General features: G+C 44.5%; 24 protein-coding genes and 1 pseudogene. 13 read left to right on the top strand and 12 right to left on the bottom strand.

The features are described 5' to 3' along the window. Positions 1 to 15: 15 nt before the first annotated feature. The 4 genes from PG915_RS22510 to PG915_RS22525 all read left to right on the top strand — a co-directional run bounded on the left by PG915_RS22510 (position 16) and on the right by PG915_RS22525 (position 5423). Positions 16 to 1413 (top strand): aldehyde dehydrogenase, encoded by a 1398-nt coding sequence (locus PG915_RS22510; RefSeq protein ID WP_353499203.1) that lies wholly within the window; start codon positions 16 to 18, stop codon positions 1411 to 1413. Between the two features lie 96 nt (positions 1414 to 1509). Then, complete coding sequence (locus PG915_RS22515; protein WP_353499204.1) at positions 1510 to 2952, top strand: transaminase; 1443 nt, start codon at positions 1510 to 1512, stop codon at positions 2950 to 2952. A 69-nt stretch (positions 2953 to 3021) separates the two neighbouring features. Further along, complete coding sequence (locus PG915_RS22520) at positions 3022 to 4191, top strand: iron-containing alcohol dehydrogenase (RefSeq protein ID WP_353499205.1); 1170 nt, start codon at positions 3022 to 3024, stop codon at positions 4189 to 4191. A 71-nt stretch (positions 4192 to 4262) separates the two neighbouring features. Next, complete coding sequence (locus tag PG915_RS22525; protein ID WP_353499206.1) at positions 4263 to 5423, top strand: aminotransferase class I/II-fold pyridoxal phosphate-dependent enzyme; 1161 nt, start codon at positions 4263 to 4265, stop codon at positions 5421 to 5423. Positions 5424 to 5475: 52 nt separating this feature from the next. Here the strand turns inward: PG915_RS22525 and PG915_RS22530 are convergent, their stop codons facing one another. Further along, entirely contained in the window at positions 5476 to 5706 is a 231-nt protein-coding gene (locus PG915_RS22530) for a PAS factor family protein (protein ID WP_353499207.1), read from the bottom strand. 187 nt (positions 5707 to 5893) lie between these two features. Between PG915_RS22530 and PG915_RS22535 the strand changes: the two genes are divergently transcribed. After that, positions 5894 to 6823, top strand: coding sequence for an alpha/beta hydrolase family protein (locus PG915_RS22535; protein WP_353499208.1), 930 nt, complete (start codon positions 5894 to 5896; stop codon positions 6821 to 6823). Positions 6824 to 6846: 23 nt separating this feature from the next. Here the strand turns inward: PG915_RS22535 and PG915_RS22540 are convergent, their stop codons facing one another. After that, the gene (locus tag PG915_RS22540) at positions 6847 to 8532 is read right to left on the bottom strand and encodes an electron transfer flavoprotein-ubiquinone oxidoreductase (RefSeq protein ID WP_353499209.1); all 1686 of its coding nucleotides are present in this window, start codon (positions 8530 to 8532) and stop codon (positions 6847 to 6849) included. 115 nt (positions 8533 to 8647) lie between these two features. Here PG915_RS22540 and PG915_RS22545 point away from each other — a divergent pair, with 115 nt between their 5' ends. The 3 genes and pseudogenes from PG915_RS22545 (at position 8648) to PG915_RS25140 (ending at position 10361) form a co-directional block, all read left to right on the top strand. Continuing rightward, positions 8648 to 9397 (top strand): electron transfer flavoprotein subunit beta/FixA family protein, encoded by a 750-nt coding sequence (locus tag PG915_RS22545; RefSeq protein ID WP_353499210.1) that lies wholly within the window; start codon positions 8648 to 8650, stop codon positions 9395 to 9397. 19 nt (positions 9398 to 9416) lie between these two features. After that, positions 9417 to 9885, top strand: a pseudogene (locus PG915_RS25135) (electron transfer flavoprotein subunit alpha/FixB family protein); the annotation flags it as partial. Positions 9886 to 9926: 41 nt separating this feature from the next. Continuing rightward, on the top strand, positions 9927 to 10361 hold the full coding sequence (locus PG915_RS25140) for an electron transfer flavoprotein subunit alpha/FixB family protein (RefSeq protein ID WP_418643008.1): 435 nt from the start codon (positions 9927 to 9929) through the stop codon (positions 10359 to 10361). A 59-nt stretch (positions 10362 to 10420) separates the two neighbouring features. On the opposite strand, the gene PG915_RS22555 is transcribed toward PG915_RS25140, so the two are convergent. Beyond that, positions 10421 to 10630, bottom strand: a complete 210-nt coding sequence (locus PG915_RS22555) for a hypothetical protein (protein WP_112462747.1) — start codon at positions 10628 to 10630, stop codon at positions 10421 to 10423. A 192-nt stretch (positions 10631 to 10822) separates the two neighbouring features. On the opposite strand from PG915_RS22555, the gene PG915_RS22560 reads away from it, so the two are divergent. The 3 genes from PG915_RS22560 to PG915_RS22570 are packed head-to-tail and all read left to right on the top strand — an operon-like array spanning position 10823 to position 12032. Continuing rightward, the gene (locus PG915_RS22560) at positions 10823 to 11221 is read left to right on the top strand and encodes an ACT domain-containing protein (protein WP_353499212.1); all 399 of its coding nucleotides are present in this window, start codon (positions 10823 to 10825) and stop codon (positions 11219 to 11221) included. Further along, positions 11214 to 11654 (top strand): NUDIX hydrolase, encoded by a 441-nt coding sequence (locus tag PG915_RS22565; protein ID WP_353499213.1) that lies wholly within the window; start codon positions 11214 to 11216, stop codon positions 11652 to 11654. The genes PG915_RS22560 and PG915_RS22565 overlap by 8 nt, the downstream gene beginning before the upstream one ends. A 12-nt stretch (positions 11655 to 11666) precedes the next feature. Further along, entirely contained in the window at positions 11667 to 12032 is a 366-nt protein-coding gene (locus PG915_RS22570; RefSeq protein ID WP_353499214.1) for an MmcQ/YjbR family DNA-binding protein, read from the top strand. Positions 12033 to 12218: 186 nt separating this feature from the next. Here PG915_RS22570 and PG915_RS22575 read toward each other — a convergent pair whose 3' ends face one another. The 5 genes from PG915_RS22575 to PG915_RS22595 form a co-directional block, all read right to left on the bottom strand. Beyond that, on the bottom strand, positions 12219 to 13358 hold the full coding sequence (locus tag PG915_RS22575; protein WP_353499216.1) for a dihydrolipoamide acetyltransferase family protein: 1140 nt from the start codon (positions 13356 to 13358) through the stop codon (positions 12219 to 12221). Further along, entirely contained in the window at positions 13355 to 14383 is a 1029-nt protein-coding gene (locus tag PG915_RS22580; RefSeq protein WP_353499217.1) for an alpha-ketoacid dehydrogenase subunit beta, read from the bottom strand. Before PG915_RS22580 ends, PG915_RS22575 begins: the two co-directional genes overlap by 4 nt. Next, positions 14376 to 15470 carry a pyruvate dehydrogenase (acetyl-transferring) E1 component subunit alpha gene (gene pdhA / locus PG915_RS22585; protein ID WP_353499218.1) on the bottom strand — a complete coding sequence of 365 codons (1095 nt, stop codon included), beginning with the start codon at positions 15468 to 15470 and terminating at the stop codon, positions 14376 to 14378. The genes PG915_RS22580 and pdhA overlap by 8 nt, the downstream gene beginning before the upstream one ends. Positions 15471 to 15830: 360 nt before the next feature. Further along, positions 15831 to 16223 (bottom strand): VOC family protein, encoded by a 393-nt coding sequence (locus PG915_RS22590; RefSeq protein ID WP_353499219.1) that lies wholly within the window; start codon positions 16221 to 16223, stop codon positions 15831 to 15833. Positions 16224 to 16232: 9 nt separating this feature from the next. Further along, positions 16233 to 17162 (bottom strand): LysR family transcriptional regulator, encoded by a 930-nt coding sequence (locus PG915_RS22595; RefSeq protein ID WP_353499220.1) that lies wholly within the window; start codon positions 17160 to 17162, stop codon positions 16233 to 16235. A 166-nt stretch (positions 17163 to 17328) separates the two neighbouring features. Between PG915_RS22595 and PG915_RS22600 the strand changes: the two genes are divergently transcribed. Both PG915_RS22600 and tdh read left to right on the top strand, forming a co-directional pair. Beyond that, complete coding sequence (locus PG915_RS22600; protein WP_353499221.1) at positions 17329 to 18525, top strand: glycine C-acetyltransferase; 1197 nt, start codon at positions 17329 to 17331, stop codon at positions 18523 to 18525. 60 nt (positions 18526 to 18585) lie between these two features. Further along, positions 18586 to 19617, top strand: coding sequence for an L-threonine 3-dehydrogenase (tdh, locus tag PG915_RS22605; RefSeq protein WP_353499222.1), 1032 nt, complete (start codon positions 18586 to 18588; stop codon positions 19615 to 19617). A gap of 299 nt (positions 19618 to 19916) precedes the next feature. Here the strand turns inward: tdh and PG915_RS22610 are convergent, their stop codons facing one another. The 4 genes from PG915_RS22610 to PG915_RS22625 form a co-directional block, all read right to left on the bottom strand. Beyond that, a complete protein-coding gene (locus tag PG915_RS22610; protein WP_353499223.1) occupies positions 19917 to 22670 on the bottom strand; it encodes an EAL domain-containing protein in 2754 nt (917 codons plus the stop codon). A gap of 62 nt (positions 22671 to 22732) precedes the next feature. After that, positions 22733 to 23674: a substrate-binding domain-containing protein gene (locus PG915_RS22615; protein WP_353499224.1), complete on the bottom strand. Its 942-nt coding sequence runs from the start codon at positions 23672 to 23674 to the stop codon at positions 22733 to 22735. Between the two features lie 190 nt (positions 23675 to 23864). Further along, entirely contained in the window at positions 23865 to 24125 is a 261-nt protein-coding gene (locus tag PG915_RS22620) for a hypothetical protein (protein WP_353499225.1), read from the bottom strand. Between the two features lie 1720 nt (positions 24126 to 25845). Further along, a complete protein-coding gene (locus PG915_RS22625) occupies positions 25846 to 26223 on the bottom strand; it encodes a VOC family protein (RefSeq protein ID WP_353499226.1) in 378 nt (125 codons plus the stop codon). Positions 26224 to 26721: the final 498 nt, after the last annotated feature.

Raw genomic sequence — 26721 nt, forward strand, 5'->3', positions numbered from 1 at the left:
TACGGGAACTGAACAATGACAACTGATAATTCAAAAGGTCAAGTGAGCAATCAATTAGGTGTGTATAGCACAGTAGAGGAAGCGGTGAAGTGTGGTGCAGCTGCGCAAACTCGCTATCAGCAAGCGTTTGGTATAGAGGACCGAACACGCCTAATAACAGCAATCCGAGACAAGGTGATGGAGCTATCTGAAGTATTAGGTCAGATGGCAGTAGAGGAAACAAAACTGGGGCGTATTCCTCATAAAGTGGCCAAAAACCAACTCGCAGCGATGGCAACACCAGGTCCAGACTCACTACGAACAGAAGCCGTATCTAGCGATGCCGGGCTGACTATTGAAGAACGTGCGCCTGTGGGACTTATTGGTGCGGTAACGCCAGTGACCAATGAAGTACCAACAATCGTGAATAACGCAATTTCGATGCTTTCTGGCGGAAATGCAGTGGTATTCAATGTACACCCATCTGCAAAAAATACCTCGGCATTCATCATCGATGAGCTGAACAAAGCGATTATTGCGGCAAATGGTCCTGCAGACCTTATCACTATGGTTCAAGAACCGACGTTAGAAACATTGCAAGAAATTGCAAAAGCACCAGAAGTGAAAATGCTTGTTGGTACTGGCGGTCCTGGACTGGTTAACGCTCTATTGCGCTCTGGCAAAAAGGCAATTGGTGCTGGTGCTGGTAACCCTCCTGTGATTGTTGATGACAGCGCAGATGTAGAAGTAGCAGGTCCATTCATCGTGGCTGGCGCTTCTTTTGATAACAACTTGCTGTGCATTGGTGAAAAAGAGGTGTTTGTCACCGAATCTAAAGCAGATGCTTTGATTGAGTCTATGCAAGCGAATGGCGCTTACTTACTCAATTCAGAACAAGCAGCAAAAGTAACAGAGCTCGTACTGACTGCAGATGAGACGCAAGAGACAGCTAAACCTTGTAGTTACGGCATGGATCGCGAATATCACCTACGCAAAGAGTGGGTAGGACAAGATGCCAGCAAAATCTTGGCGGCTATCGGCGTCGAGACAGAGTCACAAGTTGAGCTACTGATCTTCGAAACAGAGTTTAACAACCCATTCGTTCAACTTGAGCAAATGATGCCAGTACTGCCAATCGTGCGATGTAAAGACTTTGATTCAGCCTTAGGGATGGCTGTCGAAGCAGAACATGGCAATCGACACTCGGCCTGTATTTACTCAAACAACATTAACAATGTAACCAAGTTTGCCAAGCGTATTGGTACCACAGTATTCACTCAAAATGGCCCAACCTTGGCTGGTTTAGGATACGGCGGAGCAGGGACCACATCCTTCACTATTGCCGGTCCAACTGGCGAAGGTATTACGACGTCAAAAGACTTCACTCGAGTTCGTCGTTTCGCGATGGCTCAAGGTGGCAACCGAATTATCTAGCTATTGAGGCACCAATGTGCCTCAATCTCAAGAAATTTAAAGAGATAGCTAGTTATCTCTAAATACAAACTTAAATCTAGTAGTAAGGAAATTATCATGTCTGATCAATTTTATCGTAACCCTGAACTTTGGATGCCAGAAATTGCGGGTACACATGTAGACGTAGAAAACCTAGAGAATCTGTATCAACAAGAAGAAGCGCTTTACGTTTCTCGTATGAAGAAAAGTAAAGAAATGCACGAGCGTGCGGCAAAGTCGATGCCAAACGGCGTGACTAACTCATGGCAAAGTGTATGGCACGTACCGCATCCATTTTACATTGAACGTAGCAAAGATAACCGCGCATTCGATGTAGATGGCAACGAGTATGTCGACTTTAACCTTGGAGATACACCGGACTTCTACGGTCACTCTCCAAAGAATAAAGTGACGGAAGGTATCATTGAGCTTCTTCAAAACAGCGGTATCAACACACTAGCAACCAGTGAAGATGCTGTTATCGCTTCTGAATTGCTGCGTGAGCGCTTTGGTATGCCTTACTGGTTTACCGCTCTATCTGCATCTGATGCAAACCGTTTTGCTATTAAACTGGCTAAGCTTGCAACGGGCCGCGGTAAGGTACTTCAATTCAACATGGCTTATCACGGCACTGTTGATGAAACTAACGCTTGGATGCCAGAAGAAGGCATGGTTGAGTACCGCGTTCCTGAGATCTACCCAGGTCAAGATCCATCACAGTTTACTCGCGTAGCGACGTTTAACGACTTGGCATCGGTTGAAGAGCAGCTTAAGCACGGTGATGTAGCGGTTGTACTAACTGAACCTGCATTGTCGAACTCTGGTCTGACGCTACCTAAGCCAGGTTTCCATGATGGTCTACGCGAGCTATGTACTAAATACGGCACGCTGCTACTGATTGATGAAACTCATATGCAAACAACAGCTCACCATGGTGCAACAGGTGAGTGGGGTCTAAAACCGGACATTTGGGTAGCGGGTAAGTGTATTGCTGGTGGCGTTCCATGTGGTGTGTATGGTTTCTCTGAGGATGTTGCAAACCTATTCCAAGAAACAGTTGGCAAGGGACCTTGGCATATGGCTGGTCTTTTGGGGCAACAAACGACCATGACTGGTAATGCGCTTTCTCTACGAGCGCTGCGCTTGAACCTTGAGCATAACGTTACTGAAGAAAACTTCCGTGGAATGATCGAGACTAACAGCTATCTTACTGAGAAGCTGAACGAAGTGATTGCTAAATATGATGTACCACTAAGTACTGAGCAAGTTGGTGCGCGTACTTGGCTACACTTCTGTAAAGAAACACCAGTAGAAATTGAAGATTGCGTGAAAGGCATCGGTATCGTAGGACACTTTATTGATTACATCTTCCTATACCTATTTAACCGTGGCGTGATGATCATTCCTTTCGGTCTAAACATGTGGCTTGTATCACCACAAACTACGAAGGGCGATTGCGAAATCTTTGCTAAGTACTTCGAAGAAGCAGTAGTCAACATGTTTCAAATCGAAAAGGCCTAAATAACGGCTACTTATTTAGATTACGGGCCCTAATGGGCCCGGCCCGCTTTTAGTTTAGGAAAGATTGCAATGTTTCAATACAAAGCTGTTATCGCTATCAGCAAGCAGATCAATAAATTAATTAATATACCGTTTCCAGATGTTCATCAGGGCTTTGGAGCTGTCGATTCAGTAGGTCAAATTCTGGCGAAGAAAGGTATGAAAAAGCCTCTCATTGTGACTGATAAAACGCTGGTTTCGTTGGGGATCGCCGACAAAGTTATTGCCTCGTTGAACGAAAGTGGCTTGGAATGTGCGGTTTTTGATGGTGTAGAGCCAGATCCTTGTGTGGCCTCTGTCGAGTGGGGCTTCAAGATTTATCAAGACAACCATTGTGATTGTATTATCGCATTGGGGGGTGGCTCGCCAATGGATTGTGCCAAGATCATCGGTGCTAAAGCTGTGCGCAACATCGATGTACGTCAAATGGCTGGTCAGCTTAAAATCCGTAAGAAACTGCCGCATCTTATCGCCATTCCTACAACTGCGGGTACTGGTTCAGAAGCAACCTTAGCTGCTGTTATTTCGGACAAAGAAAACAACGCAAAATTTGCTGTTATTGATCCGTCCTTGGTTCCAAAGGACGCTATTTTGGATCCTGCTCTGATGGCTGCACTTCCTGCTTCTATTACCGCAGCAACAGGTATGGATGCATTGACGCATGCTATTGAGGCGTACTTAGGTGGCTACAGCACGACATTGACGGACAAATATGCCGAAGATGCGATTAAGTCTATCTTTAAGAACTTGCCACTTGCCTATACCGATGGTGAGAATATGGTGGCTCGTGAGTGGATGGCCGTTGCATCATATCAAGCGGGTTGTTCGTTCACTCGGGCATTTGTCGGCTACGTACATGCTATCGCTCACCAATTAGGAGCTCTGTATCATGTTCCTCATGGTCTTGCTAATGCAGTGCTACTACCACACATCTTGCGCTTTAATTTGTCTGCTTGTGAGCAAAAGTTTGAAAGTATGGCGAAGATGGTAGGCCTTAACACTGGTCTTGAGTTTATTGAGGCGGTTGAACAGATGAACGATACGCTGAACATCCCTAAAACTATTAATCAGTTAAAAGCGGAAGATTTTGCTGAAATTTCTAAGCGAGCGTTGAAAGAAGCACACGGTACTTATCCGGTGCCGCGTTATATGACGCCAGCTCAATGCGAGAATATTCTCCGTAAACTGCTGCCGAACTGATCGTTGTTCATTGGTACAATAAAACGGCAGTAAAAGCGAAATCTGATTAAGTTAGGCTCCAAATGATCCCGATGCGAATTGTTGAAAATGTAAAACCAGCTGAGCTGGATGATGTGAGGCGCGTTGCCAAACTCATTCAACAGGATACCCGAACGGCAAAGTACGATTTAGTCAGCGGTATTTTGTGTGATGATAATGGTGACGCTATGGTGTTGCCCACTGTGTTAGAAAGCCAGAAACGTGTTGTTCAAAACTGGGGCAGAGTACCATTTTCAACCAGGCGGTTTATTTCCGGCGTAGAGCATTTGGTATTTGGAGCTGATTTCTGTCAGAAAAACGCGCAACAACTAGCCTCAGTACAAGCGCCTGGAGGAACGGGGGCGTTGAGGCTAGCGTTTGATTTTTTCGCTCAGCAACTTAAAGGCGAGCGAATTTGGATTGGTACACCATGCTGGTCTAATTATCAAAATGTCGCCAAAGCTGCCGGACTTGCCACACAATTTTTTGAGCACACTAGCCAAGTTGAAGTATTTGAACAGCAGCTTGTTGATACCAAGCCCAATGATGCGCTCATTTTACAATCGGGCGCGCACAACCCTTCTGGTAGTGTGTATTCGAGTGAAGAGTGGCAGCAAATCGCACAGGTATGTCGTCGTAAACAACTTATCCCTATCATCGACAATGCCAGCCAAGGGCTTGGACGTGGAGTGGAAGAGGATAGTGAAGCCATTCGTGTTATTTCGTCGATATGCCCAAACCTCATTGTTGCCACTTCGTTTTCTAAAAATTTCACTTTGTATCACGAACAAGTGGGCGCACTAACAATAAAAGTCGAATGTGAAAGGTATACACGTGCGGTTCAGGAGGCAATGAATGGCATTATTCGCAGTAACTATTCTTCTCCTTCACAGTTTGGTGCATCTATTGTGACTGAAATACTAGGCGACGATTCGTTGCGTATGACATGGGAGAAGGAATTGATGGACGTTCGGAGCTTACTAAAACAGCGTAAACACGCTCTATTAACATCCATTAATAATGATAAAGCAATACCTACACACACAGTTTACGGGGTGTTTTTTCAGTTGCCACTCGCACTATCGGATATACGCGCATTGCGAACTAGGGATGCTATATATTTACTTGATAACGGAAGAATTAGTTTAACAGGCTTAACTCCGCGTATTATTGAGAATGTAGGAACTTGTATTCGACACGCACTCTTAAGGTGATTATATTATTGATACAACCCAATTCTAGGGTTGTATCCCTTCCGAAATCTGATTAGTGCTCAGGCGTCTCTAACAAACGAATGGCACTTTCTACAGCCGCACTCATTGCCTGATCATCTTCAAACTTACCTGAACCAGCAGGGCTAAGAACGCTAGCAAACAGATCTGCCTGTTTATTGAAAGGTAGATCTAACTGTTCATAAAGGTTTTGTCTGATTTCAGCGTGCTCTTCTGGCATTTTGTTGGAGAGGCTAACAAGCGTTTGATAAATTAACTCTTTCATGGTGTATCCATTTCTTTTTACTACGGGGGAGTATGATTGTAGCCAGCTTGAGAATGAGTTTCTTATGCAACTGTCACACTACAGACTATCAACGTGAAACTGTTCGCACGTTTTTAACGAAGGATTGCCTCATGGTCAGCATAATGTTTTGATGTTTAATTCTTAGACGGATATAGGGTAAAGCGCAATGAGTATTGTTTACAAAGTAAGTTCTGTTTTGTTTTTGGTGCTGCTGTCGTATTCAAACCATACCTTCGCTCTAGAAGCCCTTGGGCTAATAAGGGAAGATGGTTCAAAGCTTCAATATTATTTAAAAAAGAATACCCCAAACCATGATGACTTACTCATTCTAGTTCAAGGCTCAGACTGTAATAGCGTTACTCAAAACGCCCGAATTAATCAAGAGTTACCAAAGATACTCCCCAACGCCGATGTATTGACTGTCGAAAAGTATGGTATCGATGCAAGCTTGCGTTTGAGTGAGGAGATTGAGAGAGCGGACTGTCCTAAGGCGTATATTGACAATGATTCACCTGAGCAACGTGTCAGTGATTATTTGCAAGTGTTGGCTCATGTGGAGGCAGGCCAGCATTACGATAGAGTCATGATTGTTGGAGGGAGTGAAGGCGGGCTGATTGCCAATATGCTAACAGCGAACTCTGATCGTATTTCTTATACTGTTTCCATTAATAGCGGTGGTAGAAAGTTTATTGATGATGTAATCCACAGTATTCGTGTTGACGCTTCTTCTGAAGAGGTATTTGAACAAGAAAGTCAAGGCTTTATGGGTTTTTACAATCACCTATTAGACAGTGAACCCTTTGAGCTGGATATGAGTAATCACGGTTATAAATGGTGGCGAGGTGTATTCTCAGTCGACCAAGTTGAGGTCATAAAGCAAATCAATACACCTGTTTTACTCATTCAAGCTGGTCAGGATGAGAGCGTCTCGGTCGATTCGGCTATCGAGATGGCCGAAGATATCGCGAGTAGCAATCCCAATATAGAGTTCAAGTTATACGGTGATCTTAACCACGGATTGAAGCGCTCTACGGGAGATGATGCTCTTAGTCTGGTGATTGAGGATATTCAAATCTGGCTAAAAAAACAGTCGTGATGATAAAGCCATTTTCTTGCTGATCACATTCCACGATAGCTTGGTCCTCCACCGCCTTCAGGTGATGTCCAGTTAATGTTTGCCGATGGGTCTTTTATGTCGCAGGTCTTACAGTGAAGGCAGTTGGTCGCGTTGATATGCAACTGTGGTTGTCCGTCGGAATTGATAATTTCATAGACACCTGCTGGGCAGTAGCGCTGACTCGGTTCGTTGTATTGGGGTAGGTGGGTCTCGATAACCAGATCTGGATCATGCAGAAGAAGATGACACGGCTGGTTTTCTTCATGCTGCGTACCAGAGAGAAACAGAGAGGAAGGTTTATCAAAGCTTAGTTTGCCGTCTGGCTTAGGGTAGTCGATGGGCTTGGACTGTTTGACTCGATCTAGGCAGGCATGGTCTTCCGTAAGATCCTGCACTTTCCATGGTGCAGATCTTTTGAATAGCTTTGGCCACCAGTTTTGTTCGACTACATTGACTAGCCCGCCAATGGGCTCACCAAACCGATGAAGGTTAGCACCAAAATTTTGGGTGCTTGCCAGCTCATCATAAAGCCATGAAGATTCAAATTCACTTTGATAGTCAGGCTCACGCTCTGGTTGCGGTGCCACTAGAGACTTAAATACTGCTTCTCCCGCCAACATACCTGATTTCATAGCCGTGTGGCTGCCTTTAATTTTCCCCATATTGAGCGTACCAGCGTCACAGCCAATGAGCAGGCCACCGGGAAACTGTTGTTTCGGTAGTGAACGCAATCCCCCCTTGGCAATGGCTCTTGCTCCAAAACATAAACGCTCGCCATCGGACAAATATTTGGCAATAGCTCGATGATGTTTAAAGCGTTGGAATTCTTCAAAAGGATTGAGATGAGGGTTGCGGTAATTGAGGTCGGTAATCAGACCAACCGCAACCTGGTTATTGGGTAAGTGGTATAAAAAGCTACCACCAGTGGTACTCGTTTCACTGAGTGGCCAACCTACACCGTGGACAACGTGTCCTTGTTTATAATGCGGATGGTCTTTTGGCAGTTGCCACAGCTCTTTAAAGCCAAGCGCATAGTGTTGGGGCTGCATGTCATGGTCGAGAGAATACTTGTCGATGAGTGATTTACCTAGATGACCGCGAGCTCCTTCCGCAAAAATGGTGTATTGAGATAGGAGATCAATACCGGGCTCGAAGTTAGATTTTTTCTCTCCGTTTTTGTCGAGACCCATGTCAGCGGTTTGCACACCAACCACGGTGTTCGCTGAATCATATAAGACCTTACTCGCTGCGAAACCAGGAAAGACTTCGACTCCTAACTGCTCTGCTTGATCAGCTAACCATCGACATAAATTACCAAGGCTTATGACATGGTTGTCTGAGCTGTTTTTTAAACTGTTCGGGGTCAGAAATTCAGGTACTACGACATGATTGAGGTGAGTGGTGAGATACAAACATTCATCATTGGTGACGGGGTTTTTAACTGGAGCGCCGAGGCTTGTCCAATCGGGGCAAAGCTCATCTAATGCACGAGTTTCAAAAACGGCACCGGAGAGTATATGCGCACCGACTTCAGCCCCTTTTTCTATCACGCAGATTGAAAGTGGCTTTTCTTGCTGCTGCAATTGAGCTAGTCGAATGGCAGCCGAGAGCCCAGCGGGGCCCGCGCCTACAATCACCACGTCAAATTCCATTGATTCTCTTTGCATGTTGTACACCTTGGTTGCCATCCATCGGATCTTAAAGATGTTACGTATAACTATAGTGCAGTTGACGTAAACGTAAACTTAGCTAAGCTCATTTTATAACCACTTTATGGCGTTTGTGTTCAAAACAGGAGGGTGTATGAAGGTATTAGTGGCGGTTAAACGTGTCATCGATCCCTATGCAAAAATCCGAGTAAATGACGATGGGTCTGGGGTTGAAACCAACAATATGAAAATGTCGATGAACCCCTTTTGCGAGATTGCAGTTGAAGAGGCAATTCGGCTGCGAGAGGCAGGAGTAGCGACAGAAATTGTAGTGGTCAGCATCGGTGATAGTGCGGTTCAAGAGACACTTCGTAATGCACTTGCCTTAGGGGCTGATCGCGCCATTCATGTTGAAACCGAGTCAATGTTAGAGCCTTTAGCCGTGGCAAAAGTGCTTAAGCAAGTTATGTCACAAGAATCGCCTCAATTGGTGTTAGTGGGCAAACAATCTATTGATACTGACAACAACCAAGTTGCTCAGATGCTCGCCGCTCTGACTGATCGTCCACAAGGTACATTCGCATCGAAACTTGTTATCGAAGGAGATGCTGCATTAGTGACAAGAGAAGTGGATGGCGGATTGGAAACATTGAGTTTGCAGTTACCAGCGATTATCAGCACTGATTTACGCCTCAATGAACCAAGGTATGCCTCTTTGCCCAACATAATGAAAGCGAAAAAGAAGCCGCTAGATGTCGTTCCCATTGAATCATTAGCGGTTGATATTGAGTCGCGTCAAGAGGTGTTAGAAGTGATGGCTCCGAAATCACGCGCACCGGGTCAATCGGTAGCGAGTGTCGACGAGCTGGTGGATAAGCTCCGTAATGAAGCCAAAGTGCTTTGACTAAGGGGGAGGGTAAATCATGGATAGTAAAACATTGGTCATTGCTGAGCATGATAATAGCAATATCGCCGCAGATACGCTGAAAACGCTACATGCTGCAAGCCAGATAGGCGGTGATATTGCTGTTCTTGTGGTAGGCAACAAGGTTACAGCAATAGCGGAAAGCTTATCAAAAGTGAAGGGAGTAACGCAGGTAATCCGTGTCGATGCCGAGCAATTCAAACATCCCACCGCTGAAGATGTCGCTCCTATTATTGTTGAGTTGAGCGAGGTGTTTACTCATTTTCTTGCACCAGCAACAACATTTGGCAAAAACCTTATGCCGACAGTGGCAGCGCTGCTGGATGTTGGGCAGTTGTCAGACGTTATTCAAATCGAATCACCCGATACTGTTATTCGCCCGATTTATGCCGGCAACGCGCTAGCGAGAGTAAAGTCCAACGATTCCAAGTTGGTGATGACGATTCGTGGCTCAGCGTTTGATTCAGCGAGTACGGATAGCCAAGAAAATGCATCAGTTGAAGCGCTTGTGTCAAAGACTTCTCAACAAACCCTGGCTAGCTTTATTGATTCTCAACAGACGGTATCAGAGCGCCCCGACTTGTCGTCAGCAAAAGTCGTTATATCAGGAGGTCGAGGTCTAGGCAGTAAAGAAAACTTTGCTCTCGTTGAGCGCTTGGCCGACAAACTGGGTGGTGCCATTGGCGCATCAAGAGCTGCGGTCGACGCCGGTTTTGTTTCTAACGACCTGCAAGTAGGTCAGACGGGCAAAATTGTCGCTCCTGAGCTATATATTGCTATTGGTATCTCCGGAGCTATTCAGCACATGGCGGGAATGAAGGACTCTAAGGTTATCGTGGCAATTAATAGTGACCCGGATGCAGCGATCTTTGAGGTGGCAGACTATGGGTTAGTTGGAGACTTATTCGAAATCATGCCGGAGCTGATTGATAAGGTGCCTTAGCCTATCTTTCGTTGTTCAAACATACTAGCTGAAAGGGCTAAGGTTTGTTGCAAGCGACCTTAGCCTTCTTCTTTGTCGCTTTCCTTTAATGTTTTGGCCGCGTAGCGAACCGCAAAAACACACATCAACATCATAATAAAGGGTATCGAAGCCAAAGACATTTCGACCCACGAATACTCAGCAAAGAACTTTGACAACAAAAGATGTGACACTATGTTGAGCACAGCAATAGCGATTGCGACAACGAGTAGCTTTGATTCTCTATTCAAACGAATGGGTTCCTACCTAGATTACTAGTATTGAATTGGAGCCAGTGTTCCAATTTATTCGAAGGTTGCGACTATATCATACGGACGACGGCGGTTTCGTGATGGTGCAAATACTTTGAGGTGTTGTTGCTTGCCGTAGTCGTTAGTGAAGCGCAACATGTTGAAAATGTATGGAAACGCTAAGGGCAAACGATGTCAGGAATTACCGATTTAGAACAGCTACTCGCATCAATGGAGCCAAGTTTAGTCGATGGGGAATTTGTGTTTTGTACCGTTAAAGGATCACTGGCTGAATACCTTATGCTCGATATCTTAGGTTCGTTTAAAGAACAGGAAGGCTTGACTCTAATACTTCCAAAGCTTCAGGCAGAGCAAGCTGAACTCGACTTTGAAGGGTTGTTTAGAATGATCACCTTGAACGTTCACTCCAGCCTCGAGGCGGTCGGTTTAACGGCAGCGGTATCCAAAAAACTTGCGGAGCGGGATATTAGCGCTAACGTGGTAGCAGCCTATTATCATGACCATATCTTTGTCCAGTCTTCCAAAGCAGATGAGGCGCTTGCTGCGCTTGAGGAGTTCCTAAGTGAGTAAGCCTATTCGAGTAAAAGCAGTCTGTCTTTGCCGATATGATAGAAAAATACTGCTGGCGGAAGGTTATGATCCGACGAAAAATGAGCACTATTTGATGCCGATTGGTGGCGGGGTTGAGTTTGGGGAGCTTGCTAAACAAGCCGCGGTTCGTGAAGTTCGCGAAGAGATAGGTGCGGATGTCTCAGACCTAAATTTGCTTGGCGTGAGTGAGAACAGGTTCACGTTCGATGGCGTTCCCGGACATGAAGTGGTCTTTGTCTTCGAAGGTATCCTTGAAAGTTCCGATCTTTATCAGAGAGAACATTTTAAGGGTATTGAAACGAATGGAGTCGAGTTTACCGTAAGATGGGTTCCGGAAGAGGACGTTATCAGTGGGTCTATTCCCGTTTACCCAGACGGTATTCTGTCTATGCTACAAGAGACGAGTCAATGAAAAGGGCATTCAATGAAATACGATGAGTTTAATGAGTATTGTAGTTCCTTTACCGCAACCTCCCATGTGATTCAGTGGGGGGGTGCGCACGTTTGGAAAGTGGGTGGAAAGGTGTTTGCGATTGGTGGCTGGAGTAAGGAGGGGAGTGAGGCTTATATCTTCAAAACTTCGGTTCTCAACTTCGATTTTCTTTCCGATCACGAAGGATACAGACCGGCTCCTTACTTTGCTAATCGTGGAATGAAGTGGATTCAGCAGACAGATACCAGCGGTCATTTAGATGAGGAGCTTCGTTATTACATCAGCGAGTCATACAAAATTGTGTCTATGGGGCTTAGTAAGCGAAAGAGAGTGGAGTTAGGGATTGTTGTGGAGTGATGGAGTTACTCTAGGAAGCCACTTATAATTTAGACTTGTCATCTTCACGTAAGTGAAGATCTCCCAAAGCGCTTGACTTACCAAAGTATGCAGACTAGTTCACGTAAACAACCTCCTAATCACGCTGTACCAGATTCCCTTTTGCAAGGGAATGACGGACACTTTCCACAGTGTCCTTTGTCATTACTAACCTTGCTGTAAGTGCTCCACCAACACCTTAACAAAGCGAGCAGCTTCACCACCTGTGCACGCTCTATGGTCAAAAGTTATCGAAAGCGGTAAGGCTTTAACTCCAACCGCTTGTCCATCCCGCATTATTACTTTCTCAATAATTCGACCCGCACCCACGATCGCGACCTGAGGTGGTGTCACCACGGGTGTCGCGAATATCCCTGCGATAGCACCAAAGTTAGACAGGGTGATGGTGGCGTGTTGCAACTGCTCTCGTCCAATTCGTCTGGCTCTGATGCCTTGCACGGTTTCGTTTAACCATTGGCGGATGCCTGCTTGATCGTATTCGTTGGCGTTTCTGAGCACTGGGACATAGAGCCCATGGCTACTGTCTACGGCAATACCAATGTTCACGTTGGAATGGACGCATCGGGTCATGGTTTCTGCATCGAACCACGCATTCAGTGCTGGCTCTGTTTGGCATGCATGCACCACGGCTTTGATGAGTCTTCCTGAGATGTCTTCGTCATTTTGCCAGTTGTCTAGCATGGCTTCTTCGGTGATAGTGACAGAAGCAACGGAGTGGTGCGACTGCGCCATGGTACCAACCATGGTTCGACGTGCGCCTTTGAGAACTTCCGTGCCGGGGGCTTGTTTGTCTATTTGATCGTAAATGTCATTGTCTGTGATCACGCCATCTTGGCCACTGCCTTTGACGCGCAGTAGATCAATTCCGAGCTTTTTGGCTAGAAGCCGAGCAGAGGGCATGGCTGTGATCGAGTTCTCTTCGGCGTTATGGTGCGCTGCGCCGACCCAAAAGTCATCGACTTCGACGTGATGAGTATGGCTGGAGACATTGCCAACCACAGTTGCAGCATCGTTGGTGTTTGATGATTCATTGAGGCTAGCGCCTTCCGTGACCGCCTCTTCGATTTCAATCAATAGGCTGCCAATACTGATGACATCACCTTCTTCGCCATAACGTTTGACGATTTTTCCGCTGTACGGCGCGGGGACTTCGACAACGGCTTTAGCGGTCTCAACGGTAAGGATGACTTGGTCTAAATCGACATCGTCGCCGACGTTCACATGCCATTCGACAATCTCAGATTCGGCAAGTCCTTCCCCTAAGTCTGGCAATAAAAATGACTTCATTTCCAACCCTCCACTAGCTCTCTTGCTGCTTGTACGATGTCGGCCTCTTGGATCAAAAAGTAGTCTTCGTTTTTGTAGTAAGGCATCACGGTATCAAGGCCTGTTACTCGTTTAGGCGGCGCTTTGAGCATACACATGGCTTGCTCTGAAGTGCGAGTAATGATTTCAGCGCCTACGCCGCAGCTTCTGCTTGCTTCATGAACTACAAGCAATCGACCTGTTTTCTCAAGTGACTTTAGTATCGTCTCCATATCAATGGGTTTGATGCTAGCTAGATCAATAACTTCCACCTCGATACCTGCTTTAGACAGTGTATCTGCTGCCTGAAGTGACTCAACAACACAGGCTCCCCAAGTCACGAGCGTTAAATCCCGTCCTTTTCGAAGGGTGTAGCAAGTATCAAGAGGCAGGGCTTCGCCATTATCAACCACATTCGATTTAACGGTGCGATAGATACGTTTGGGCTCAAAGAACATAACGGGATCGTTGCAGCGTATCGCCGACAATAGCAAGCCATAGGCGCGTTGTGGTGATGACGGGATAACGACCCTCAGCCCAGGAATATGGGCAAACAGAGCTTCGACACTTTCGGAGTGATGCTCTGGCGCATGTATGCCACCACCAAATGGCGCGCGAAACACAATTGGGCAAGACAGACGCCCGCGGGTGCGATTACGCATTCGGGCAGCATGACAAATGATGTGTTCCATCGCAGGAAACACGAACCCTTGAAACTGGAATTCAGCAATAGGTCGAAGGCCTTGAGTCGCCATGCCCACAGCAACGCCGCCGATGAGCGCTTCGGCGAGCGGTGTATCGATAACGCGTTTCAGCCCAAAGCGTTCTTTAAGGCCAACTGTAGCTCTGAATACGCCGCCGTTATCGCCAACATCCTCTCCAAGCAGTACTACGCGTTTGTCTCTGCCCATTTCATGATGGAGAGCTAAGTTCACCGCATCGACCAGTGTGGACTCCACTGAGGCGATAGGGCTTGCTAGGGGCACAATATGCAGTTGATCAGCCATGTTGTCCTCCTTGCATGCGCATCGATTTGTTGATGAGCTCATCGCGTTGCGGGCGAAGTTCTTTGGTTGGTTGCTCGTAGAGATAATCAAAGGCGGTTTCTGGTGCTTGGGGTGGGGTATTGAGATAGCGAGCGACGGCTTCCTCAACCTGTTTTTTGCTTTCCGTGATAAGCAGAGCTTCGTCTGAATCTTGCCACCATCCTTGGGATTCTAAGAAGGTTTTCAGTCGTTGGATGGGCTCATATTCCCAAGCGGTATCAAGTTCGTTATCTGTTCTGTAACGAGTGGCGTCATCGGCGGTGGTGTGATCGCTGAGTCGATAGCTTATAGCTTCAATAAGTGTTGCACCTTTGCCTTTACGTGCATTGGAAATGGCGATGCTGATAGCATCTAACATGGCGATGACATCGTTACCATCGACTTTAAGCCCGGGAATACCCGCACCTTGTGCCTTGTCTGCGAGAAATTCCGCTCCGCATTGCAGTGCCCTCGGGACTGAGATTGCCCATTGGTTGTTGTTCACTACAAACACCAAAGGGATGTTCCAAGCCCCTGCGCAATTAATGGATTCTAAAAAGTCACCTTTTGAAGTGGCGCCATCGCCGCACGTCACCAACGCAACATCGTGATTGCCTTTAATCTTTAACGCAGCAGCAACACCGACGGCGTGAGTACATTGCGTGGCTATTGGGATACAAAAAGGGAGGTCGGTACATGGGTTATCACTATTGGTGAACTCAAAATCGCTACCGCGTTCGTCACCGCCCCAATATTGAAGGTTTTTTTCCATGGGAATGCCGCGAAGCCACATGGCAGGCATGTCGCGATAGTAGGGGATGAAAACATCTCGGTGAGAAAGGGCGTGGCCAATGGCGATACCTATTGCCTCGGCACCAAGGTGCGAAGGGTAGGTACCGAGTTTGCCGGTGCGTTGAAGGGCAACGGCTTTAGCATCGTACGTTCTTGCGACTACCATGTCGCGGTACAGCTTCTTTAGGGTTGCTTCGTCAGCCCAATCGGGTAGAGAGCTAACTAAGTGTCCTTGGTAGTCGATAAAACGATGCATGGGTAATGCTTGTACGTTCATCTCGAACTCCTTTTCACATACTCTGGATAAGAGTGATGTCGATAAGGCTGAAACCAGTACGTGTTTATACGCAATGTTTCAAACGCTTGGATACTATAAGTGTAAACAAATTGTTAAATTTTGCTTCAAAAGAGAAATGGATTTTTAGTAAATAAAACCTTACAGGACTGATCTTTAGGTGTTAAATGCCAACATGTGACTTATTGTTAGTTTAATATTCTGGTTTTTAAAGGATGAAATCTTTCGAACTGAAATATGATACTGAATGAGAACTTGGAGAAAAACGAATAAAGTGATCTAGGTTTGGGCAAAAAAGGCCAATGTAGTTGGCCTCTTTATCGTTTGATGACAGAAGGGCGGTTACAATGTCACTTCTTCGCAGAGCTCTAAAGGCAGTCCGTCTGGATCTTGGAAGAAGGTGTAGCGCTTACCTGTATATTCATCGATTCGAATAGGCTCAACAGCAACCCCGTGACTGACCAGCTTGCTCACAGCTTGGTCAATATCATCAACTACAAAGGCAAGGTGCCTTAACCCTTGTGCTTCAGGAAAGCTTGGGCGTGGCGGCGAGCTAGGAAAAGAGAACAATTCTATCTGTGTTCCATCTGGTAATTCGAGATCGAGTTTATAAGAATCACGTGCCTCGCGGAAGTTCTCTGCCAATACGCTTAACCCCAAAACTTCGGTATAGAAATGCTTCGACCTTGGGTAATCAGAACAAATGATGGCGATGTGATGTGTTCCTTTGAGCATAGTCGGATCCTAGTTGTGTTTGATAAGTTTAGAGGGCAGCTCGCGGGCTACATAGTCTATGAAGACGCGCAGTCTTGCCGGCATGTACTTGGTCTGGGCATACTGCATTGCAATCGCCCCATGGTAGTTACTTTTTATAGTCCAATCAGGAAGTACGGGGACTACGCTTCCATCATCAAGTGATTCTTTTATCACGAAGTCATGAAAAATACCGATACCCAGACCCTGTTTCACACCACTAAGACGCATTTGAGAGTGGTTAATGGCGTAGCGACCGGACACAGTGACCGTGTGAAAGTCATCATCTTTGAGAAAATCCCATACATTGTCTCTATCTACTTCAGCCAAATAGAGGCAGTCGTGATGTTCGAGTTCGCTAGGTGAAGTAGGCAGGCCATTGGCAGTGATGTAATCTGGACTGGCACATAGCACCAAGTTTGTTGGACCCAACTCTTTCATCACTAGGTTCTCGTCGGGCTTGTCTGTGAGTTTGAACGCAACATCGATACCTAAATTGAGCAAGTCATAGTTGCCATCAATAGCACGCACCTTGAGCTGGATCTCTGGATATTGCTGCAAAAATGGGGCGATAAATGGCTGCAGTACAGAGTTTAGAAAGGCTTCTGGTGCCGCGATGGTGAGAGAGCCACTTGGTTCAGCATGATCCGATTGAGAGACTTCAATGGCTTGCTGAGCGGCGTTAACCATGAGTACGCTTTGATCATAAACCTTTCTTCCAGCTTGAGTAATGACCAGCTTTCGAGTGGTTCGCTCAAACAGCTTTACTGATAGGGCGTTTTCAAGTCGAGTGATTGTCTTGGAGAGTGCTGAGGGTGTGACACCTAACTTCTTGGCTGCAGCGGTAAAACTGCCTTCGTTGACCACCAAAATATACGATGCTAAGTCGGGCAGCAGAGCAATAAGCTTCTGGCTAAACATTATTCGTGCCTCAGATTCACTAATGGTTTTCCATGTTAAGGGATAATCGTTTGCAGCACAATGAACTAAAATGATGGCATTCGTGAAATACACCCAATCAATAGAATTTGGCTGTCTCATCCCCTACATAACCTATTGATAAATAGGATTGAAAAAGGAATCTACTATGTCTGCTTCGTTTTATAAGCAAATCCAAGATCAGATTGAAGAAGTAAAAGCGGAAGGTTTGTACAAGTCTGAGCGTATCATCACGTCTCAACAACAAGCCGCTGTTGAAATCTCAACTGGTGAAGAAGTTCTTAACTTCTGTGCGAACAACTATCTTGGCCTTGCGAACCACCCAGCACTTATCGAAGCGGGTAAGGCGGGCATGGATAAAAATGGTTTCGGTATGGCGTCGGTACGCTTTATCTGTGGCACTCAAGACATTCACAAAGAGCTTGAGCAGAAGCTGTCTACATTCCTAGGTAAAGAAGACACGATTCTTTACACGTCTTGTTTCGATGCAAACACTGGTCTGTTCGAAACTATTCTAGGAAAAGAAGATGCAATCATTTCTGACGCACTAAACCATGCATCTATCATCGATGGTGTTCGTCTATGTAAAGCGATGCGTTACCGCTACGCGAATAACAACATGGCTGAGCTTGAAGAGCAACTTATCGCTGCAACTGAAGCAGGTGCTCGCCACAAGCTTATCGTGACTGACGGCGTTTTTTCAATGGACGGCGTAGTCGCAAACCTTCCAGCTATCTGTGATCTTGCTGACAAGTACGGCGCACTGGTTATGGTTGATGATTCGCACGCTGTAGGTTTTATGGGCAAAAACGGCGCAGGTACTCACGAGTTCCACGACGTGGTTGACCGTATCGACATCATCACTGGTACGCTAGGTAAAGCAATGGGCGGCGCGTCAGGCGGCTATACTTCTGGTAAGAAAGAAGTGATTGATTGGTTGCGTCAGCGTTCTCGCCCATACCTATTCTCTAACTCAGTAGCACCGGCAATTGTTAACGCATCTATCCGCGTTCTAGACCTGCTACAAGAGAGTGGCGACCTTCGTGACCACCTTTGGGAAAACGCGGCACACTTCCGTACTCGTATGGAAGGCGCGGGCTTTACTATGGGTGGTGCAGACCACGCGATCATTCCAATCATGCTAGGCGATGCGAAAGTTGCAGCTGAGTTTGCTGAGCGTGCGCTAGAGAAAGGCATCTATGTCATTGGCTTCTCTTTCCCAGTGGTACCTAAGGGTCAAGCACGTATCCGTACTCAAATGTCAGCAGCACACTCACGTGAGCAACTAGACCGTGCTATCGATGCGTTCATCGAAGTGGGTAAAGACATGGGTCTTATCAAGTAATCGCTCTCTCATTGATTTTTTGCCCTGAGCTTTGGCTCGGGGCGCAGTTTGGTAAATATTATGAAAATCAAAGCACTTTCAAAGCTTAAGCCAGAACAAGGCATCTGGGTGACCGAAGTAGACAAGCCTGAGCTTGGTCACAACGACATCCTAATCCGCATCAAAAAGACCGCTATTTGTGGTACTGATGTCCATATCTACAACTGGGATGAATGGTCACAAAACACGATTCCTGTACCTATGGTCGTAGGACACGAATATGTGGGTGAAGTCGTTGGTATCGGTCAAGAAGTTCGCGGCTTTGAAATTGGCGATCGTGTATCTGGTGAAGGCCACATCACTTGTGGTCACTGCCGTAACTGTCGTGGCGGTCGTACTCACCTATGTCGCAACACAGTGGGTGTAGGTGTTAACCGCACGGGTGCATTCTCTGAGTACCTTGTTATCCCTGCGTTTAACGCGTTTAAGATCCCAGAAGGTATCTCTGATGACCTAGCGTCTATCTTTGACCCGTTTGGTAACGCGGTACACACAGCGCTTTCTTTCGACCTAGTAGGCGAAGACGTACTTATCACTGGTGCGGGTCCAATCGGTATTATGGCAGCAGCGGTTGCAAAACACGTTGGTGCTCGTCACGTGGTTATCACTGATGTGAACGAATACCGTCTAGACCTTGCTAAGAAGATGGGCGTAACGCGCGCAGTTAACGTAGCGAATGAAAACCTAAAAGACGTGATGGCTGAACTAGGCATGACGGAAGGCTTCGATGTAGGTCTAGAAATGTCTGGCGTACAAGCCGCATTCAGCTCAATGCTAGAAACCATGAACCACGGCGGTCGTATTGCACTTTTAGGTATTCCACCATCAGATATGGGTATCGACTGGAACCAAGTTATCTTCAAAGGCCTTGTGATCAAAGGTATCTACGGTCGAGAGATGTTCGAAACATGGTACAAGATGGCAAGCTTGATTCAATCTGGCTTAGATCTGACGCCAATTATCACTCACCATTACAAGATTGATGATTTCCAAGAAGGCTTCGACGTCATGCGTAGCGGGCAGTCTGGGAAAGTTATTCTCGACTGGGAATAAGAAGAGAGCACTCCTTGATGGGGTGCTTTTTTGTTTCTACTCTGCTGTATGTACAAACAGTAGAGTGGAAGATTTGACGGTATTTTACTGGAAAAAAAGCCCCAATATAGCCCCAAGGATAGCCGTCAACAATCTACAAGCATCTCTCAACTCACTTTTGGACAGAAGCCAGTTAGAGCACCAAATCAAAATGGATATTTTCAAAATATCTAAAGTAAGGAAAATTGCGAAATAGGGTGCAGAAAGGCAACTCGAAATCATTTCTCCATTTAGTCATACGTAACAATGGCTCTTCTTTCTCATACCGCTACCTGTTCTTGTCGATACCAACGGTTAAATTGCTCTATCTTCATTGGCCGCGCTATCGCATAACCTTGGGCAATTTCACATCCTACTTCCAATAACAACTCCTTTGCGTCCCAATCTTCTAAACCTTCTGCCACAACCGTTTTGTCGAAGGTTGAGGCCAAACTCATCACAGCCTTCAAAAGCCCCCAATTCTTACTATCTTTTTGCAAACCAATAATAAAGCTCTTATCGACTTTCAACACGTCAGCGGGAAGATCTCTTAAATAAGAGAGGGTTGAATAGCCAGTTCCGAAATCATCAATTGCCACACTCACCCCAAACGACTGACAACGCTCAATCACCGCCTGAGCTCTTTCTACCAGTTCTAGAGCACTCGATTCAAGAATTTCTATCTGCACATAGCTTGGAGGAACCTTATATTGATACAATAGCGCTCTTAGGCGACTGGTAAAATTGATATCATCCAATTGATAGCTAGATACGTTAATAGACAATTGTATATCCATGCCACATTTCATCCACTCGGACACTTGATGAACGGCTTGAGTCATTACCCAGTCACCAATCTCACATTGTTGCGCGGGTGTCTCTATATCAAACAAAAATTGCTCGGGAGTTAGCACTCCCTTATCGGGATGATTCCAACGAAGAAGGGCTTCTGCTCCTATCACCTCATTGCTTCTCAGGTTCATTTTTGGCTGAAAGTATAGTTCCAGTTCATTTTCAGAAACGGCTTGTTCCAACTGTCGCTTTTTAGCATGTCGTTTTCGCTTACTTCTATCATGCTCAGGGTTAAAGAATGCCATACTATTCCCCCCCTGCAGTTTCGATTCATACATAGCTAGGTCAGCTTGTCGAATAAGTTGCTCTATATCTGTGACACTATCCGCCTCCGTCATAGTCACACCAATACTCGCAGAGAAGGACTGTGGGTGAATCAGATCTGTTTTAAATCTCATCGTAGAAATTATATTGAGTAGCTTTGAAGCGTACGATTTTACTTTAGCTTCACTACGAACATTATTAAGGACAATAATAAATTCATCTCCCCCCCACCTTACTAGAATATCGTTTGAAGGAATGTTTTTACTCAAGGTAGAAGCGAGTAACTTTAGTGCCTCATCGCCAACTTCATGTCCAAAAGAATCATTAATCTTTTTAAACTCATCGAGGTCAATAAAAAGAACTGCCATATATCGACCGAATTCATTGAATTTTAGTAACTCACTGACTTTGGTCACCAATAAGTTACGATTAGGCAGTTTCGTGAGAGGGTCATAGAGTGCAAGTAACTCTAGTTGCTTCTCTTGCTCTTTAAGGCGTGATATATCTGTAAACAGAGCAACAACATTAGATAGCCTATTTTGAGAGTCCCTAACTGCCGTTATGCTGACAAGTTCAGGATAAACTTGACCATCTTTTCTTACGAGCCATAATTCACCACGCCAAAACCCATTACTTAACACTTTTTGTTTCAGTTCGGCATAGCGAACCTGAGATTCACTTTCATCTAAAATTGACTCTAAAGAGTGACCCAATAGTTCTTCTCTACTGTAGTCATTAGCTGAAATAAACGCTTCATTAACTCTTCGAACTAACCCCAAATTATCAAGAATTAAAATACCTTCTCTCGTGTTGTCAAAAACACTCGCTGACATTCTCAATTCTTCTTCTGCATGGCTCTTTTCCGTTACGTCAAGATGTGTCCCAAACATCTCTATCGGTTCACCAGTCTTTTCCCATTTCACCACCTGTCCTCGAGCGAGTATCCAAAGCCATTGTCCAGATTTATGTTGAACACGACATTGACATTCATAAACTTCAAGAGAACCTTCAAAGTGGCGCTTTAATTGTTCTTCTGATTGAACAAAATCTTCTGGATGACAGAGCTTTTCCCAAGTCTTGAAAGTGAGTGGTTCGAGCTCTGCTAAGCGATAGCCGAGCATCTCTGCCCATCTTTCATTAAATTTAACTTCACCCGACTTTATATTCCAGTACCAAGTGCCAATTTTGGTTGCTGCAATAACACTATTCAAATCTCTCTGTTCTTCCAGCAGCTTCATTCGCGTTGCTTTGATTGTTGAAAACATCTGGTTTACAACCCGAATAAAACCATCAATTTCATTATACCCACTGAGCTTCAACTCCTGATTGGGAATGGCATTGACTTCATCAACTTCTAACTGAAGCTTTAAACTCGCTAAGGGTTTCGATACAAACCGTTGTAAAAGAAAATATAATATCGATAAGATAACAGCGTTAAGTATTAAACCCGAGAGTACGGCATGAAAAAGCGACTCATACATCTTATCCGTAATAATGCTATCAGAAACACTGATCTTTACTTTGCCAATCTCCTCACCGTTTGGTGATTCAATTGGCATGCTTGTTATGACAAACTCATCACCAAACAAATAGCCCTTTTCCTCGTCATACTCTGAAATTTCACCATTGACTTTTGTTACACCCGAAACATAGTTATCTCGATTAAGAATTTTGGCGAACTGATTGTCATAAACCACAATAGCTTGGTAATTTCTTTCTCTTGCTTCATTTAAGATGATTTTTTTATATTCATTAATAGCATACGCTTGCATCAAAGGAGCAATATTATTACTCAGTGTAATTAAGCTCATTTCAACTTGTTTATTGATGTGTTTTGAGAGTACTTGTTTTTCAATTGAAAGAGTAATCGTTGTATAGATAGCTATCACGAGACTGATGCTGAGCATGATAACTAGCATGGTCACTCTTATGAGAGCGACGGACTTGGAAGAAGCGTTCATTTTCCCCATCAGGTTCCTTTCTAATCCAAACCGAGGACATTTCTTTTAATTTCTTCTTCTTGGCTATCAAGGGTATTTTTGTCCACAGCAAGCACCTTAAGCTCTTGTGTTGATTCAATCTTCGCCCCTTGCCAAAACTCATAAACAGTCTCGACTGAACGCTCTCCTATTTTAAAAGGTTGTTGCATCGCAGCTCCAACAATAACATCCGTTCTGAGCAACTCCAGAAACTCTGGCTCTGCATCAAAACAAATCAACAAAACCTCCTTCCCTTTACCCATTTTCGCGATACCATCAAGAGCAGCTTGATACCTGTTCGAACCTTGTAGCCAAATAGCACGCGTTCTAGGATTTTTTGTTAAGATTTCGATTGTATAATCAAATGTTTCCTGATAACTAAAATCCACTTGCTGATAAAGGCCATTAACGTCTATACCACTTTCATCAAGAGCAGCAATGAAACCTTGTGTTCTCTGTTGACCATTCACTCTCATCTGGGGAATAGCGATAATACCTACGGTGCCGTCAACACTTGAGCTACGCTCCATCTTAGCTGCAAGCATTTTTCCTAAATCATAGGCTCCTTGGAGATTGTTTGATTTTATGTAGGACAAGTAGTCGCCACTCTCTGCTCCAATATCGGCAATGACAACAGGGATCTGGGCTTGTTTTGCCAAATTAAGCAAGGTCACCGCGGCAGAAGAATTCGTAGGAGACATGATAATGGCATCAGCCTTCATATCGATGGCCACTACAAGATTTTCTAATTCTTGTTTAGCATCATTGTTGGCAGAGAGGACAAGCACGTCGTAATCATAGACGTTTGCTTTCGAAGTAACTCCTCTACTCATAATTTCCCAAAAGGGTATTCTCAAATCTGAAACAAGATAAACCAGTTGCTTTTCAGACGTTTCTCCATCCATAGAGAGAAAGAGCAAGCATAACACGATCATCTTTTTCATAATGGTCTCCTACCAAACTCTAGTTAGCAACACATGTAACGCTGGACTTAGCAACATAGAACTAATATTATATTAGTATAAATTAATGTAATGTCTTTACTGTCTTCATAACAAAAGAAACTCCCCATCCCTTGAAGTGATCACCATATTGCGCTACCGAGGTCGATCCTAATCAGCTTCTGCCTCCTTATCACGCAGAACATTTACAAAGAAGTACTATCTCCACTTTTTCTAGCAAAAAGTCAGCCCACTCTTTCGAAATGAACTTAAAGTCTACTGCTTGTTCATCCCGAACTAGAACCACATAGTACTCAACTTCACGCTTCTCTCTGGGAGTCATGAGCCAATAGGTGATGCTCTCTGCTCTTGAGGTGTTGCTGGAGGCTAAGATAAATCCACCTTTGCTTGTTTTAATACATAGATGTAACTCCACACACTCTGGTTTGTCCATACATCAACGACTCCTACAGAACATACACTTTAATGGCCGATTGGTATTCAGAACCATCATCTCTTTCCATCTGACACTCAACATTCGTCTCCATGTATATCCCAAAACTCACCGTCCTCTACGATGCTAAACCATTCTTCATTAGAAAAAATAGTCATCCCCGTATAATAACCTCATGAATAATATTGAGTATTTTGTAGGTTAGATAATCAATCGCTTTTTACAATATGATTTTTCCTAAAAATTAGTCTTGATTGATATTCAGAATGACCTTTACTTAAACTAAGAATGGCAGTCAATGTGTGAGGAGCAGCATGCGACACATTATCGCAATACAAACGGTTCATTTGTCGTCATGCGCACTCGTTTACGCTTTTTGGTCAGATGGCATAGTCGAGAAAGCCATAACCAAAAACAAGCGTGTGGTTTTTTATGCCGCTAGAGGAAATCATTGGAGCGACTATGGAAAAAATGAAGGTGCCTTATATACAAGAGACAATTGAAATTGATGGGTGTTTTTATGTTTCAACAGAGGTGGAGTTCGAATGTTATAAGGGGGACGTGTTGCCACAATGCAATAAAACACCTTATGACATAGTTGACAACCCATACGGGAGACCCGACTCAAACATCGACATATTTGTTTGATATAAAATTTAAGAATACTGCTCATATAATCAGAGTAATACGGATTGATTCTACTATAATGTCGCATTCATTAATCGTGTCGAAGCAACAAACTTTCGCCAAGGCTTGCAGCTACGTTCAGTCATTAAATGTCGCCGAAAAAGCTAACTATCTTTGTGGCAATCAATCGATGTTAGAATTTGCGGTAAATGCTGAGATATCAGCCTCAATAGTTGAACAGCACAAAGATATCATTGAAGCAATTTTGCTGGGTAGAGTCTTTTACTTTGATACTCCTTCAGAATGAAGTTGCCATTTATGTGTTAGCCATGGCAAGTCTGGTTATGTATTTAGTTGAATTGATTTCACCCTACTATGACATTCAGAAATAGTCAGTGTAAATAACTTGAAAATCAAAGTTCCCATACTAGTCTGTTGGACGTAACTTTAAGTTCCTTGTTGTCGTGTATCAAGCACCAAATCTATACTTATGGTGCTTTTTTTTGCCTATCGTACACTACATGTCGGCTTACAACACACAACGTTGCTCCATTTATGTCCGCATTGGTCTGGTGATACCATTTACCTTTACCATAAGTTTTTTTTCGGGGAAATTTCATTTATGGAATGACGCTCCCTACAAAGGTAAAACTGATAATGGGACAGATATGAGTTGTTGCAGAATCTGCAATCACTGAGCTGTTTCGTTACTCGGGCAACTGTTGCAAAAATTGCGACAGTTCAACTACCGAGGAATCCTCGATAGTTGCTTGATAAGCAATGTGCATATTTTGCACATTAGTTAGTTCTATTGCCGAAGCGACGAGATCAGAGCCGGGTTGGAGCAGAGGTGATTTACGAAACAACCTGTTTCGCAATTGTGCAAGACCCTCTTACATAATTGGTTACTAGAGTTTGTCCAACAACCTGTTGGACAATTGGGAAACAGCTTGTTTCACAAACAAATCTCATGATGGTTTCTTGCGCTCTAAACACATCTTGGGGCAAAGACGTGTTTGTCGCTTCTGTGTCAACACGCCCTTGGACAGTTTCGTGCTAGAGACGCTTCTAGCGCGCCAAATGGAAAATTTTATTAGGAGCCCCACTTATCAAACATCACCTCAATATTATGACCATCTGGGTCGTGTACAAAGCAAGCGTAATAATTCTCTGTGTATTGTGGCCGAGGTCCAGGAGATCCATTGTCTTTAGCACCAGCAAGTAGGGCTGCGTCGTAAAATTCGTGTACCTTCTGTTGGCTAGGAGCTCGAAAAGCAATATGAAAGCTAGTTAAAGCACCTTTTGTTTTAGAGCTACATATCTCAAATAAAAAACCTTTTCCTAAGTCAAAAGCACAAAATTCACCCTGTTCTCCAAACGCGAGTTTATAGCCTAATGGGCGAAAAGCCTGTTCATAGAACTTTCGGCTTTGCTCTAAATCACTGACAGAGATTGTAACGTGGTCGATCATATTTTTACCTGTAGTCCAGACAAGCAGAGAGATTAGCTTACTGCATTTGCACTTTGAAGCGCAATGCCACATAACGAATGACTGGATTCTCCCTCATGATGACCTACAAACCACTATTTCATAACATTAAACAGACTAAGGGAAACTTTGAGGCGTCGATGCATGTGAAGGTGCAACTCAAAATGATTTTGGGCACTTTCGAGCTAGATTTGAGATGACCTTCACAATTATCAGAACTCTGTCCACAAGCGATAATTTATTTTGACGATTTTATCAATGGAAGTTAGTGAATAAAAAGGACATTTTTTATGAATGCAACAAAGCTATAGCTCTAATAATAAATGCTAGCTTATAATTTTGATCGATACTTATTTTTGTTTATTTACTATAGTGTAATATTCTTATAAAGATGGTTGAAATGAAAGAATTTTACCAAGTGAACAACAGAATAAATTTACAGACGCTTTTAAGTAGTGCTTCACCCCTCGTCTAGGATTG

The sequence above is a fragment of the Vibrio sp. CB1-14 genome (assembly GCF_040412085.2).
Classification (GTDB): Bacteria; Pseudomonadota; Gammaproteobacteria; order Enterobacterales; family Vibrionaceae; genus Vibrio; species Vibrio chaetopteri.

Bases quoted from the DNA above. Each gene is read 5' to 3' on its own strand.
- PG915_RS22590 (WP_353499219.1), bottom strand. From the start codon at position 16,223: ATGCTCAAAGGAACACATCACATCGCCATCATTTGTTCTGATTACCCA.
- tdh (WP_353499222.1), top strand. From the start codon at position 18,586: ATGAAAATCAAAGCACTTTCAAAGCTTAAGCCAGAACAAGGCATCTGG.
- PG915_RS22530 (WP_353499207.1), bottom strand. From the start codon at position 5,706: ATGAAAGAGTTAATTTATCAAACGCTTGTTAGCCTCTCCAACAAAATG.
- PG915_RS22525 (WP_353499206.1), top strand. From the start codon at position 4,263: ATGCGAATTGTTGAAAATGTAAAACCAGCTGAGCTGGATGATGTGAGG.
- PG915_RS22620 (WP_353499225.1), bottom strand. From the start codon at position 24,125: ATGGACAAACCAGAGTGTGTGGAGTTACATCTATGTATTAAAACAAGC.
- PG915_RS22520 (WP_353499205.1), top strand. From the start codon at position 3,022: ATGTTTCAATACAAAGCTGTTATCGCTATCAGCAAGCAGATCAATAAA.
- PG915_RS22625 (WP_353499226.1), bottom strand. From the start codon at position 26,223: ATGATCGACCACGTTACAATCTCTGTCAGTGATTTAGAGCAAAGCCGA.
- pdhA (WP_353499218.1), bottom strand. From the start codon at position 15,470: ATGAACGTACAAGCATTACCCATGCATCGTTTTATCGACTACCAAGGA.
- PG915_RS22595 (WP_353499220.1), bottom strand. From the start codon at position 17,162: ATGTTTAGCCAGAAGCTTATTGCTCTGCTGCCCGACTTAGCATCGTAT.
- PG915_RS22575 (WP_353499216.1), bottom strand. From the start codon at position 13,358: ATGAAGTCATTTTTATTGCCAGACTTAGGGGAAGGACTTGCCGAATCT.
- PG915_RS22540 (WP_353499209.1), bottom strand. From the start codon at position 8,532: ATGGCAACCAAGGTGTACAACATGCAAAGAGAATCAATGGAATTTGAC.
- PG915_RS22545 (WP_353499210.1), top strand. From the start codon at position 8,648: ATGAAGGTATTAGTGGCGGTTAAACGTGTCATCGATCCCTATGCAAAA.
- PG915_RS22580 (WP_353499217.1), bottom strand. From the start codon at position 14,383: ATGGCTGATCAACTGCATATTGTGCCCCTAGCAAGCCCTATCGCCTCA.
- PG915_RS22570 (WP_353499214.1), top strand. From the start codon at position 11,667: ATGAAATACGATGAGTTTAATGAGTATTGTAGTTCCTTTACCGCAACC.
- PG915_RS22600 (WP_353499221.1), top strand. From the start codon at position 17,329: ATGTCTGCTTCGTTTTATAAGCAAATCCAAGATCAGATTGAAGAAGTA.
- PG915_RS22615 (WP_353499224.1), bottom strand. From the start codon at position 23,674: ATGAAAAAGATGATCGTGTTATGCTTGCTCTTTCTCTCTATGGATGGA.
- PG915_RS22535 (WP_353499208.1), top strand. From the start codon at position 5,894: ATGAGTATTGTTTACAAAGTAAGTTCTGTTTTGTTTTTGGTGCTGCTG.
- PG915_RS22515 (WP_353499204.1), top strand. From the start codon at position 1,510: ATGTCTGATCAATTTTATCGTAACCCTGAACTTTGGATGCCAGAAATT.
- PG915_RS22510 (WP_353499203.1), top strand. From the start codon at position 16: ATGACAACTGATAATTCAAAAGGTCAAGTGAGCAATCAATTAGGTGTG.
- PG915_RS22560 (WP_353499212.1), top strand. From the start codon at position 10,823: ATGTCAGGAATTACCGATTTAGAACAGCTACTCGCATCAATGGAGCCA.
- PG915_RS22610 (WP_353499223.1), bottom strand. From the start codon at position 22,670: ATGCTAGTTATCATGCTCAGCATCAGTCTCGTGATAGCTATCTATACA.